This is a genomic window from Rhodococcus sp. IEGM1339 (assembly GCF_050321925.1).
Taxonomy (GTDB): Bacteria; Actinomycetota; Actinomycetes; order Mycobacteriales; family Mycobacteriaceae; genus Rhodococcus; species Rhodococcus pyridinivorans.
Genome location: NZ_JBNQFT010000031.1, coordinates 34,156 through 47,031, shown reverse-complemented (window position 1 = coordinate 47,031; position 12,876 = coordinate 34,156). Strand labels below are relative to the sequence as shown.

The following is a 12,876-nucleotide window of genomic DNA, read 5'->3' as shown; positions in this document are numbered from 1 at the left end:
GACCCGCCCACCAGACCCATCCTGCGCCCACCGAGCCGAGACCGTCACGCCCATCAAGGAGTCAGACCAACCGGTCCACGAGATCCATAGTGAAGAGCCGGCAAAGACGGCAGCGTCTTGTTGGAACATGCTTGATGAAATTCTGCATCAAGCGAGCGTAACGACGGCGCAGCGCTGCGCGTCGCGATGCGAGTTACGAGCCCATGTCGGATCAGCAACTGATACCAATAGCGATCGAAGGTTGACGCGCAGCGGAGCGAGGATCGGTTCGGATCATTTAGGGCCCCATGTAATGTCCAGGCGACACGCTTGCTTTTCACGTCTATCAGCGAACCGAATCTGGTCCCAGCCCTTGAACTCCGGCGCAGCGACTACGTCATCCTCTTTTGTGGCCTGGGCCCACCACTGTCCGTCGAGGAAGAATCGAGCACGGTCTTCATCGTTTGACACGGGAGTTACGCGGGTCGAGATCCATGATCCCTTATGCGGAATGTCGAGCCCGAGGGAGATCGCGACGGATTGATGGTGTTGTTCGTGCCCGAGGATGATAATTCCTTCGCGTCTCAAGCGAGCACGAGCGTCACGCACTCGTTTTGGCGCATCGTCCTGTTGCCCTACAGTGAGCACGACACTTCGGTTGATCAGCCTGTTTTGCACGTTACGAAACAGTGAATCTACCCGGCCTTGACCGCTTGAACCGGGTGCAAGGACGTCGTCGCGGACTGAATGCGGCAGGTGGAGGAGTAGGTTGGGCGGCAAATCAGACTGGATTCCACCCCACAACCAGTACACGCGTTCTAGGGCATCCTCAGTAATACGCCGCTTGTTATCGCGATTGTAGGCACGCACGCGCGCACCATCTTGGCTGCGACGCCACCTAAGACCATCATCGGTGATGCGAAGAATCCCGGCCGCCCATTCGTTTGTGTCATCATTCATCCAGACAAGAAGCGCGGGATGATCCTCTGTTGCTGACTGTGTCCCATGATCGGAACAAATATACATCTCCATCGGAATTTCCCAACCACCGATATCGCGGGAGAATTTGCAGTCAACTTCGGTGCCGAGAATGCTCCAATCGAGTTCTTTACCGTCAGGAATTTCCCATTCGCGAGTCAAATTGATTTCGATAGCAGTGCCTAGATAAGTCTTTTCTGTTTTCCGAAGGTGCTGATAGCACCACCGGCCAGTGCGCTGGCCGTCGAGCGCCTCATCGAGCGAGTCTCGCAGCGTCCATCGAAAACGCTCACGTCCATCGGGGGAAGCCTCGAAGAAGGCAACTATATGCCCAAGATCAGGAGGCGGGGCGAGGAGATTATGTGTCGGGCGGAAGCGGGCCCTAGACATCGGCACCGTCGGCGCAGGATGTTTTCTGAACATGTTCCGTGTGCGTCGCATACTTGTGGCGCGCGCTTCGAGCGGTTGCACACGGTCCCCCGAGTCCCGGGTGGTCTCTACGTCGAAAAGACAGCCATCGTTGGTCACGGTGCGAGCATGGCAGGTCGCGAGCACACTCGTTCATTCGGTATGGGCAACGCCGTTAGTCCCATGAGGCTACATTGCGGACCCGACAGGTAGCGCTGATCGCGAGTGGGCGCATCGACATATACGGCTGGCGAAAGCTCGTCCGCCGTTAACCTCGGCAAACAACTGTCATGACCACACCAGTCGCGCAGCGACCTCGCATCGGATTCCCGCTCCGGACAGATATCGATACAAGCCGAAGCTGTCGGCCCGGCCTCGTAGACCACTGCAATCGGGCCCGGGACTGCCCCGGTAGCTCCACGATCCAGGACCGAATATGCGGCTCTTCGCACTTGGTAGGGGCGTGATGCTGTCCGACCCCGTTGCCGTGTCGGTGATTGAAAAAGGGCCCGCGCCCTTGTGAGCTGGGTGTTCTCAGGCATCCAGGACAGCAAGGAACGCGGGCATGCACCACGGTAGTTCATTGCTGCTCGATCTCGACGGCGTCATCGTCGAGTCGGTGCAGCGCACGGTCGAGGGCAGCCGGATCGTGCAGATCGCGACGGCACCCGAATGGGTCGGGGTGTGCCCGCAGTGCGGGCAGAAGTCATCGCGCTCGAAGGGTTGGGTCACCACCAGACCGCGGGATGTGCAGGTCGGACCCGACCGTCCGCTGTTGGTGTGGCGGAAACGGAAATGGTTGTGCACCAATATCTCCTGTGTCCGTGAGGTGTTCATCGAGTCGACGCCGGGGGTGCCGTCCCGGGCGCGGGTCACGCCCCGAGCGAAGGTGCTGCTGGTTGACGCCGTCCTCGATGGGGACCGGTCGGTCGCCGCGGTCGCGGGCGACTACGGGTGCGCCTGGCACACCGTCCACGAGCACCTCGTCGTGGTCGCCGACGCTGCCCTGACCGGCGAGCCCGAGGCGGTGATGGTGCTCGGGATCGATGAAACCCGGCGCGGGAAGGCGAGATGGGAAACCGATCCGGACACCGGTGTGCGGTCGTGGGTGGATCGGTGGGACACCGGACTGGTCGATCTGACCGGCGATCAAGGGTTGCTGGCGCAGGTCAACGGACGCACCTCGGCGGTGGTGATCGACTGGTTCGACGCCCGCGACGAGGCATGGAAGGCGCAGATCACCCATGTCGCGATCGATATGTCGAGGGTGTACGCGAAGGCGGCGCGCGAGGCACTGCCGCACGCACAACTGGTGGTGGACCGGTTCCACGTGGTCAAGAAGGCCAACGAGATGGTCGATACCGTCCGACGCAGAGTGACCCAGGCCGAGCGGGGTCGGCGCGGCCGCAAGAGTGATGTCGAGTGGATCAATCGACGACGGTTGTTGCGGGCCTCCGAACGCCTGACCACCGAACAACGATCGGCCCTGTTCGAGAAGCTGACCGCCGCGGATCCGCACGGGGACATCGCTGCGGCATGGATCGCCAAAGAACTACTGCGCGATGTGTTGCGCTGCACCGATCGTGGTGGCCTTCGCCATGAGATCCGGGACAGACTGTACCGGTTCTATACGTTCTGCGCGGCGTGCCGTGTCCCGGAGATCGGCAAGCTGGCGGCGACCGTCTCGGCGTGGCAGGAACCGATGATCCTGGCGATCACCACCGGGTTGTCGAATGCGCGCAGTGAGGGCTACAACCGGATCGTCAAGCACGTCGGCCGCATCGCGTTCGGGTTCCGTACCCCGGAGAACCAACGCCGCCGGGTACGGTGGGCGTGCACTCGCCGCTCCCGGCGGAGCACATCCAGCCGGCACCAATGCCACTGCTAACCGCGAAGAGCCGAATAGGCTCGAAGGACGGCGTCAGCCTGGCCTGAAACGCCTCGCCGGTGACGCTGTCGATGGCTGCTGCGACCGAACGTGCGTGCACGTCCAGTCCGCCGCTCGTACGCTCGATGAACACCGGGGCCTCGCATCATTGTCTGATAGGCCGGGCAAGGGGAATCCTGCTCGGTAACCCACGAACATGGTTGAGAGGGACCCGGTCCGCACCCCTGACTCAACGCCGGGGCTACCTATACCGCCTAGAACCCGCCCGAGCTCACTTTTCTACCGGACCCGACACACTCAAGGATCATCCGTACGACGTCGGCGATTTCGCATTGTCTCGAACTGGGCGTGACCCTGGCCGAGGTGACATTCCCGGGAGGGTCGGGACTGTAAGAACAACGGTGTAACTCTGAAAGGAGATGCACCACCATGACCGATGTGATTGATCGTGAGGACGAATCGAACTCGGCACCTGTGGGTGTCAGCGATGCCCGGCTGCAGGAACTGGTGGATCAGGCGCGGGCCGAAGGCCTCCAGCTCACCGGCGAGGGCGGGTTGCTGGCGAAGTTGACCAAGCTGGTGGTGGAGTCCGCCCTCGAGGGCGAGATGGACGACCACCTCGGCTACGGCAAGAATGACCCGGCCGGCAGGGGCAGCGGCAACTCCCGCAACGGCAGACGCGCCAAGACCGTGCTGACCGAGGCCGGCCCGGTCGAGCTCGACGTACCCCGGGACCGGGAGTCCTCGTTCGAGCCGAAGATCGTGGCCAAGCGGCAGCGGCGGCTGACCGGGGTGCAGGACATGGTGATCTCGCTGTCGGCCAAGGGACTGACCACCGGTGAGCTCTCTGCGCACCTGGCCGAGGTCTACGGCGCCGAGGTGTCCAAGCAGACGATCTCGACGATCACCGAACGGGTGATGGACGGCATGGCCGAGTGGCAGAACCGGCCGCTGGACCCGGTGTATCCGGTGCTGTTCATCGACTGCATCCACGTCAAGATCCGCGACGGCAACGTGGCCAACCGGCCGATCTACGTCGTGATGGGGGTGACTGTGGACGGCACCCGCGACATCCTCGGATTATGGGCCGGCGAGCACGGCGACGGGGAGGGGGCGAAGTATTGGCTTCGGGTGTTGTCGGAGCTGAAGAATCGTGGTGTGCAGGATGTGCTGATCGTCGTGTGCGACGGTCTGAAGCATCTGCCCGACTCGATCGGGCAGGTGTGGCCGCAGACCATCGTGCAAACCTGCGTGGTCCACCTCCTCCGCAATACCTACGCCTACGCCTCCCGCACGGACTGGGCCGAGATCGCCAAGGACCTCAAACCGGTGTACACCGCGCCGTCGGAGCAGGCCGCGCTGGACCGGTTCGCCGAGTTCAGCGACAAATGGGAGAAACGCTATCCCGCGATCATCCGGCTCTGGACCAACACCTGGGCCGAGTTCGTGCCGTTCCTGCAGTTCGACAACGCCATCAGACAGGTCATCTACACGACCAACGCCATCGAGAGTGTCAACGCCCGAATCCGCAGGGCCGTCAAGGCCCGCGGTCACTTCCCGACCGAGGCCGCGGCCCTGAAATGCGTGTACCTGGCCATCATGAGCCTCGATCCCAAAGGCACCGCCCGCCAACGCTGGTCCAACCGCTGGAAGGCAGCACTGAACGCCTTCGAGATCACCTTCGACGGACGCCTGTCCGCTGGACGAAAGTAGCTACAGTTCAACCAGTTACACCGTTAACTTGACAGACCCGGAGGGTCGGCGAATTAGGGTGTCCTGGTCGACGACCTCTTCGAGGTCTTCGGACGTGCCTTTCGTCCTCGTAGCTTCGCCAGCTCCTCCTCGTCGAGTGGTTCGTAGTCGAAGCGGGACATTCGTTCGAGGGACTCTCGTAATACCTTGAGAACCTTCGACTCGATCTGCCGGATCCGTTCCCGGGTGACGCCGTGATCGCGGCCGATCTCGTCGAGTGTCCGCGGGACTCCGTCTGCGAACCCGAAGCGGAGGCGAACGATTTCTCGCTCACGCTGATCACAGTATGTCAGTGATTCGAGAATGTCGTCGTAAGAGATATTTCGATCGATGATGTCCCAGCTCCATCCCTGGTCGCCGGAGCCTTCCCATGGCGTCGAGCAGTGCGTGTCGCTCAGGGTGGCGGCGAGGTCGAAGTTCTCCCCGAGTGGCGTGCTGAGGGAGATGGGTTTTCGATCGAGTTTTCGTGCTTCGTCGATCTCCGTGGTGGTGAGGCCGGTGAGGTTGGCGAGTTCGCTCAGGGTGGGTGGTCTACCTACCTCCGATTCGATGGCGGCCGCTGCTCGATGGATCTTGGTCATCTTTTCGTAGAAGTGCACCGGAGTGCGAATGAGCTGTCCGTAATCTGCGATTGCCCGGGTGATGTGTTGTGTAATCCAAGTCGTGGCGTAGGTCGAGAATTTCAACCCCTTTTGGTAGTCGAATTTCTTGACCGCGTGAATGAGACCGATGTTTCCCTCTTGAATGAGATCTTCGAAGGAAAGACCTCGATTCTGGTAGCGCCGCGCAATCGATACAGCCAGGCGGAGGTTCGCGGTGATCATGGTTTCGTAGGAGCGGTGGCCTTCGAGTTCGATGAGGCGGAGGTATTCCGCATCGGGCGACGACGGGTTTGCGTGGAGGCGGTGTTGCGCGACGAGACCGAGTTCGATTGCCCTTCCGAGCTGCACTTCTTCCTCCGGGCGGAGGAGACGGAATCGGCGCATGTCGGCAAAATAGTGCGTGAGGGTGTCCCCGCTGTGACCGTCGGCGGAGTACTTCGCCCGGGCGGCGAGATAGGCGTCGAAATCGAAATCGTCGTCAGCCTCGGACGGATCGGTGGCCGACACCGAAGTGATGGGTGGCGTTACGACGGGTGGCGGTGGTGGCTTCCGGTTGAGGAGCTTTTCCACCTCGGACCGCGGTACTCGTTCGGTGCCAAGGAGGTCCGCGAGCGTGTCCGCGAAGCCTGCATGATTGGCGACGGTCGGCAGGTGCACCCGGAGTAGCGCTGTGAGTCGTGACGAGGTGGATGGTGCCACGGTCATGTGCGTCTCGTTTCGGTGGGCCTGCTCAGTGTTTCGACGTCTGATGATTACAGCTGACACTGACACCTCGAGCGTTGTGTTGTGCCGATCGGGGTGCTGCGACACCGTAATGTGCACGGTACCGGTGCAGAAAGGCATGGCGGAAATGAGTGAGTGCGAGACCGAACCGGACTTTGTGTCGGTCCGAAACGAGCTGGTCAGTTACCTGCGGCGGGAGCTTGTCGGCCCTGCAGGCGGTGCAGGCGAGGTCATCTGGGAGCCGCCTAACCGCCGGTATCTGATGGGCACGCTGTTTCCCGAGTCGGGTGGTCGAGAGTCATCTGTTCGGACGACAGGGCTCGTTGACGATGTTCAGGAAGATGGCACCGGCGACTTCAATCGCACGCTGAATCCCGTCACGGCCGTTGAGGACTTGGAACCGGAGCGCACCCCGGCCGCAAGCTACCTGCCGTCGTCGCTGGGGTTGACCGCGTTCACCACCGCGTCCTCCCTCTCTGTTGGTGTGACGGCGTCGCGGTATCTGACCGTGACGGGTTCGGCGGGCCAGGACACCGGTCCAGGTTCGACCGGTTCCGGCATTGATTCGGTGGAGTCGTTGGGTACGGGTGTCGGCAACGTTGGTACGGTTCGCGATATCGGAGGGAAGAAGCGGCGATGGGTTCATCAGCCTGCCGAGGATGAGGTTGTCTCGGTGTCGGGGGCAGGGACTTTTCCGGTCCTCAGCGGTGCCGGGATTATTGATGTGAAATGGCGGCCTGTGCCGGCCGGAGCGTTGGTCACCATCACCCTGCGCAACGGCCATCAGACCCCGAGTGGAAGCAAACCGGAGGGGTTGTGGGACAAACAGTTGTTCCAGTGTGGGCTGTCCATTCGATGTAGTGATGGAAAGTTTCTGGAATATCCGTCGGCGAGTGCTGTCGTCGCTGACGAGGAGGCGGACGAGCTTGCGTTGAGGTTCCGAGCGCATCGGACGTTTGCCGTTGGCCACGGTTGTGCCGCGATGTGGGGCGTCACCGGCGACAGCGTGGATCACGTGTGGGCGGATGTGCTGCCGCAGTACACGGTTCCGTCGGTGGCACCCGCCGGTGATGTCGATGAAAGAGCGGTGGATCAGCGTTACCTCGCGTACGCGGACGATGATCGCGACGTGGTGCGCGCCGCCCTCCTCGGTCTCGTCGATTCGTACGAGCGGTGGTCGAACGACCTCGCGGTCGCCGCGGCGAACCTCGGTGGCCGTGATGCAGCTGCCGCAGGCCGCATCCTTGGCCGCATTTCGTCGACGCTCGGCCGGATGCGTCGTGGGGTGGATGTGTTGACGAGCGGTCCGGATGATCGACCGTTCGAGGCGTTCGTGCTCGCGAACCGTGCCATGTTGCTGCAGGCCGTTCATAGTGGCGCGGAGCTGGCGGGGGTTCGGCGTGCGTTGTCCGAGCCCGCGGATCTCACCGCGCCTGATGGCAGTGCGCGGAGCTGGCGTCCGTTTCAGATGGGCTTCTTCCTGACTGTCGTCGGGGGTCTCGTCGACGACCAAGACGAGGATCGCGAGACGGTGGATTTGCTGTGGTTTCCCACCGGGGGCGGTAAGACCGAGGCGTATTTGTTGCTCGCGGCGTTCGAGATGATCCGGCGCCGTTTGGTTGAGGGTGCCGCGGGTGCGGGCACGGCCGTGCTGAGTCGATATACCCTGAGCCTGCTCACGACGCAGCAGTTCCAGCGTGCGGCCGGGATGGTGTTGGCGTGCGAATGGCTCCGACGGCAGGGTGACCGTGCGCTCGGGGAGCGTCCGTTCTCCATCGGGTTGTGGGTGGGTGATGCAACCACTCCGAACAAGCTCAGTAAGGCGGCTGAATTGTTCACGGACCTGCGGCACGCGCAGGAGACAGAGGATGTGTTCCTTCTTGAGCGGTGCCCCTGGTGTGGAACGGAGATCGTGCCGCGTACGCGTAGTCGTCGCGACGCGGACTACGGCATTGTCGCGGACAACACCAAGTTCACTTTCAAGTGCCCGCGGGTCGATTGTGAGTTCCACGATGTGCTGCCTGTTCATGTGGTGGATCAGGATCTGTATCAGAAGGTGCCATCGTTCGTCCTCGGCACCGTGGACAAGTTCGCTGACCTCGCCTGGGAGGGTCGCGGTGGCTGCTTCTTCGGTAATGGTGGGGAGTTTCTGCCGCCGAGCCTGATCATTCAGGACGAGTTGCATCTGCTGACCGGGCCGCTCGGTACGACGGTGGGTCTGTACGAGCATGCAATCGGAATGTTGTGTGAAACGGGTGGGCGGCCGTCGAAGGTGGTTGCAAGTACGGCGACCGTGCGGCGTGCGAGTGAGCAGGTGCTCGGCTTGTACGGTCGGCGGATGGCGGTGTTCCCGCCGCCTGGGCTCGACGAGAGCGACAGCTTCTTCGCCCGCACCGACCTGACTGCGGCGGGCCGGACGTACGTCGGGATCATGGCGCAGGGGCATACGTCCGATTCGGCGACGGTGCATACGTCGGCGGCGTTGCTGCAGGCACCCATCGCGCTCGGTCTAGAGGGCCCCGAACGTGACCTGTTTTGGACTCAGGTGGTATACCACGGGTCGCTGCGGGAGCTTGGTCGCACGGTGACGATGGCGGGTGATGACATTCCGGCGCGGCTCGCGACGATGTTCGATACGGAGGCGCGCCGCGTCGAGGTGGAGGAGCTGACGTCGAACATCCGGCGCAGCGAGCAGCCGGCTTTGCTCGAGCGGCTGTCGAAGACAGTCGGTGAACAAGGCTGTGTGGATGTGCTTGCGTCTACGAACATGATCTCGGTGGGCGTGGATGTGCCACGGCTGGGATTGATGCTGGTCAATGGTCAGCCGAAGGGGACGGCCGAGTACATTCAGGCGACGAGCCGTGTTGGGCGCCGCGATCCTGGCCTGGTGGTTGGGCTGTTCAGACCGACGCGGCCGCGGGATCGGTCCCATTACGAGGGGTTCCGGGCGTATCACAGTTCCTTATATCGGTTCGTCGAGCCGTCGAGTGTGACGCCGTATTCGGCACCGTCGCGGGCACGGGCGTTGCATGCGGCGTTTGTCATCATCATGCGGCACAAGGTCGGACTGCGGGACGGTGTCGATGCTGATCGGATTCGGGAAGTCGATGGGGATGCCCGTGCGATGATAGATCAGCTCGTGGAGGTTGCCGATCGTGTCGATCGGAGGGAGTCGGCGAATGTGCGTCTGGAGCTCGAACGCTTCCTCGACGAGTGGTGTTCGGCGGCTGCGGCGGCGGAGGCGTCGGGTCGTCGGTTGCATTTCGCGTCGACGGTCGATGACGATGCGCGGTTGTTGAGGGATTTTTGGAAGGGCAGTCACGGGGTGCCGACGATGCGGTCGATGCGCAATGTTGACCGTCAGGGTGAGGTGTATGTGCTGGGCACGCCGAAGAGGAGCCGCAAGTGAAGCGCAATTTGCGTCTGGCGCAGACCGTGTCGCCGTATGGCGTGGGTGCGATTCTGGACATCAACGGTGAGTCGTTCGTTGCCGCGGACACCTCGCATTGGTTGAAGGCGCTCGACGAGGTCTCTTCGGAGCGATTGCGTGCGCTGCTCGGTGGTCCGAAGTTGGTGACGCCGAGAACGGATGAATCGGAGAAGGTGTACTCGACCGACTCTGGTGGTGTGCCCTTCATTCGGTTCCCGGCGTGGTTGTTCTGCAAGTCGTGTCGACGAATGGTGCAGTGGCATAAGGGAATGGAAGAACGGGGGAAGGTGCCGCGGTGTTCGCGGTGTCCTGCGCACCCGCAGCTGGTGCCCATGCGGATCGTCCAGGCGTGCGCGGCGGGGCATCTCGACGACGTAGACTGGCAGTGGTATGCCCATTTTCGGGGCACCCAGGCGCATCGGCAGTGTGAGCAGCGGACGGAACTGTACTTTGACGCGGTAGCCGATTCGCTGTCGGCGGGCCTCGAAGGGGTGGAGATTCGGTGCGGGGCATGCGGGGCATCCAACACACTCGCTAGCATTACTGAGTCGAATTCGATTGATAGTATGGGAGTTTCGTGCCGCGGCCGCAATCCTTGGGATCGTGGCGGCAGCGAGTGCGGTGAGACGCCGCGGGCGTTGCAACGGGGGGCGAGCAACTTATATTACCCGACCCTGTGGACGTCGATCGAAGTTCCGTCCGATAACTCAGACATCGGTGAGTCAGAGGCTGCCGAGACGATCCGGCGATCCCTGTACTACGGAGTAATCGCGAACCTTCTTGAAGCTGGCCATACCCTCGACGAGGACGTTGTGGTCGGCATAGTAGAGCGACTCGTCGTGGACGTCGAGCAACCTTGGGAGTTTGTCCGCGGAGTACTTTCCGGGGAGGCGAGCGTTCCGGCGACGACAACCGACGTACACGGGTTGATTTCCGGAGAGTGGGCTGTGTTCTGCGCCCCGGACGGGTTGGTGACGGAGGATTTCGTGTCCCGTCGGGTCGGACTCGGGATCGGCGGTGGCGGGGATGCCCTCGGCGAGCTCGCCGAGGACCATTTCGGGTCGGTGGTCCTTGTGGACAGGTTGCGTGAGGTTCGGGTCCTCGAGGGGTTTCATCGGCTCGCCCCGGGCCGCCTCGACGGGTTCGTCCGCGCGGACGGGCGGCGCGGCGTCGAGGGGGGGACGGCATTGAGCAGGTTGCCGGCAAGTGAGGTGTTCGGTGAGGGCATTTTCCTGTCATTGAACGCTGACCGTCTTGCCGCCTGGGAGACTCGGCCTGAAGTGCAGCGCAGGGTCCGGCACCTCGCCGATAATCTTGACGATTCTCATCTTCGTGGGTACCTCGAGCGGACGACCGGTCCTGTGTTGTCGCCTCGTTTTCTGCTCCTGCACACGCTGGCGCATCTGCTGATTCGGCGGCTCGCTTTCGAATCCGGATATGGAGTCTCGTCGCTGCGGGAACGGTTGTATTCGCGGTCTAGTCCTGACGGCTCGGCGGAGATGAATGGGGTGTTGATTTACACTGCAGCGGGTGACTCGGAGGGCACACTCGGTGGCCTCGTCCGGCAGGGCGAGGCCCCGAATTTGTTGCGGGTGCTGCTCGAAACGCTGCAGGAGGCTGCTTGGTGTTCGTCGGATCCGTTGTGTTCGGAGCAGTTTGGGGCGGGGTTCGACGGGCTTGGACATGCGGCGTGCCACGCGTGCAGCTATGTGTCTGAGACGAGCTGCGAGTGCGGCAACCACCTCCTCGATCGGTTGCTGGTGGTGGATGCGAACCGGACTGTAGGGTTCTTCGATGGGTTGTTTGATGCGTCCGAGGCTGCGGCCGCGCGTTTGGTGGGGCCGCGATGAGGCCGACCTACGCCGAGCTCGTCACCGAACAGGACACGGTGCTGGCGTTGCCGATGACCGGGGCGCAGCTTGTGACCGGAGGTCCCGGGACGGGCAAGACCGCGATGGCGGTATATCGTGCGCTGCTGCACCGTGCCGCCGGGGACACCCCTCTGGTCGTGGTGCCGGATCAGCTCCGCAAGGTATGTATGGTTCGCCGGTTCTCTATCAACAAGAACGCCGCTCGCATCATGACGCAGTGGGAGCTATTGGATCTGATGGTGCCGGGGCTGCGTGGCAGCGGCGCTGAGGGACCCGAGTTCTGGATGCAGGCGCTAGTGGCGGTGGCGAAACGACGCCCGACCTCGGCGGCGACGCCGGGGGCCTGGGCATTGATCGTCGATGATGCACACGACATGCCACCCGAGTTCCACCAGGTCACAGCAATGTTCGCGAAGAGGTCCACGATTCTGCATGACCCCAGCGTGGTGTTCGCCGCCGGGCAGGCGACGGTGGCAGCGGTCGAGAAGGCGTACCAGCCGCAGTCTCGGGCGACGCTGACAATGGGTCATCGGTGGAACGGGCCGAAAGCTCGGCTCGCATCCTCACTCGTCCCCGACCGTGTTCTCCCGGTTGCGGTGCAGGGTATGAGTGATCGGGGCGCGGTGACCGCACAGGGGGTTATCGACGAGCGGGAGCTTGCACGGATCGTGGCGGCGTTGGCGCGGGTGTCTCGGGGGCAGCGGATCGCGGTGACGTGTCGCACCGAGGGCCGGTTCCAGTTGTTGAGTGAGTATCTCCGTCGGGCGGTTGAGGAGAAGGCATTCACGCCGATCTGGCCGAAACGGACTGGGCAGCTAAAGCAACGCGCCTCCGGGGCCGGAGTGACCTTGATTCGCGAAAATCTGGTCTGTGGAGTGGAATTCGACAAGATCGTGATAGCGGAGCTCGATTCGGTTGTGGATGACGTGACTGCGCCAGCGCATCGTGTCCCGCTCTATCGTGCGGTCGCGAGTGCACGAGGGAGTGTTCACCTAGCGTGGTTCGACGAAGGCGCGGCAGAACAGTTGCTTCGGACGCTCGAGGGTGTCACTTACGTCTCGTAAGTTGCTCGTCCGTGACACGGTCGCGCAATGCTGTTTGGCGTGTCCCCGGTGGACAGGTCCACCCCGCTCTAGCGCTGAACCGGTGAACTGGATCGCCCCCGGTTCGGCGGAGGCTCGGTTATCTGGTTCCGCCCTCAGCGAGGACCGGGTCTCACGGTAGTCCGCGAACCGGCACGATGGA

At 62.7% G+C, this 12,876-nt stretch carries 6 protein-coding genes and 2 pseudogenes; 5 read left to right on the top strand and 3 right to left on the bottom strand.

Translation table 11 applies throughout. The annotated features are described in order from the left end of the window. Positions 1–273 precede the first annotated feature (273 nt). Entirely contained in the window at positions 274–1,485 is a 1,212-nt protein-coding gene (locus tag ACQR3U_RS21505; protein ID WP_230811608.1) for a NaeI family type II restriction endonuclease, read from the bottom strand. 399 nt (positions 1,486–1,884) lie between these two features. On the opposite strand from ACQR3U_RS21505, the pseudogene ACQR3U_RS21500 reads away from it, so the two are divergent. After that, positions 1,885–3,253 (top strand): annotated as a pseudogene (locus ACQR3U_RS21500) (ISL3 family transposase). Between the two features lie 10 nt (positions 3,254–3,263). Here the strand turns inward: ACQR3U_RS21500 and ACQR3U_RS21495 are convergent. Continuing rightward, positions 3,264–3,386, bottom strand: a pseudogene (locus tag ACQR3U_RS21495) (IS110 family transposase); the annotation flags it as partial. 296 nt (positions 3,387–3,682) lie between these two features. On the opposite strand from ACQR3U_RS21495, the gene ACQR3U_RS21490 reads away from it, so the two are divergent. Continuing rightward, positions 3,683–4,966, top strand: coding sequence for an IS256 family transposase (locus tag ACQR3U_RS21490; protein WP_230811391.1), 1,284 nt, complete (start codon positions 3,683–3,685; stop codon positions 4,964–4,966). Positions 4,967–5,019: 53 nt separating this feature from the next. Here ACQR3U_RS21490 and ACQR3U_RS21485 read toward each other — a convergent pair whose 3' ends face one another. Beyond that, entirely contained in the window at positions 5,020–6,312 is a 1,293-nt protein-coding gene (locus tag ACQR3U_RS21485) for a sigma-70 family RNA polymerase sigma factor (protein WP_230811392.1), read from the bottom strand. 124 nt (positions 6,313–6,436) lie between these two features. On the opposite strand from ACQR3U_RS21485, the gene ACQR3U_RS21480 reads away from it, so the two are divergent. From ACQR3U_RS21480 to ACQR3U_RS21470, 3 genes are read left to right on the top strand one after another with little or no spacing between them, the layout of a single operon-like run. Continuing rightward, a complete protein-coding gene (locus tag ACQR3U_RS21480; protein WP_230811393.1) occupies positions 6,437–9,739 on the top strand; it encodes a helicase-related protein in 3,303 nt (1,100 codons plus the stop codon). Continuing rightward, positions 9,736–11,610: a DrmB family protein gene (gene drmB, locus ACQR3U_RS21475; protein ID WP_230811394.1), complete on the top strand. Its 1,875-nt coding sequence runs from the start codon at positions 9,736–9,738 to the stop codon at positions 11,608–11,610. The genes ACQR3U_RS21480 and drmB overlap by 4 nt, the downstream gene beginning before the upstream one ends. Continuing rightward, positions 11,607–12,695, top strand: a complete 1,089-nt coding sequence (locus ACQR3U_RS21470) for a hypothetical protein (RefSeq protein WP_230811395.1) — start codon at positions 11,607–11,609, stop codon at positions 12,693–12,695. Before drmB ends, ACQR3U_RS21470 begins: the two co-directional genes overlap by 4 nt. Positions 12,696–12,876: the final 181 nt, after the last annotated feature.

Coding starts and splice junctions, on each gene's coding strand:
- ACQR3U_RS21485 (WP_230811392.1), bottom strand. CDS start 6,312: ATGACCGTGGCACCATCCACCTCGTCACGACTCACAGCGCTACTCCGG.
- ACQR3U_RS21470 (WP_230811395.1), top strand. CDS start 11,607: ATGAGGCCGACCTACGCCGAGCTCGTCACCGAACAGGACACGGTGCTG.
- ACQR3U_RS21490 (WP_230811391.1), top strand. CDS start 3,683: ATGACCGATGTGATTGATCGTGAGGACGAATCGAACTCGGCACCTGTG.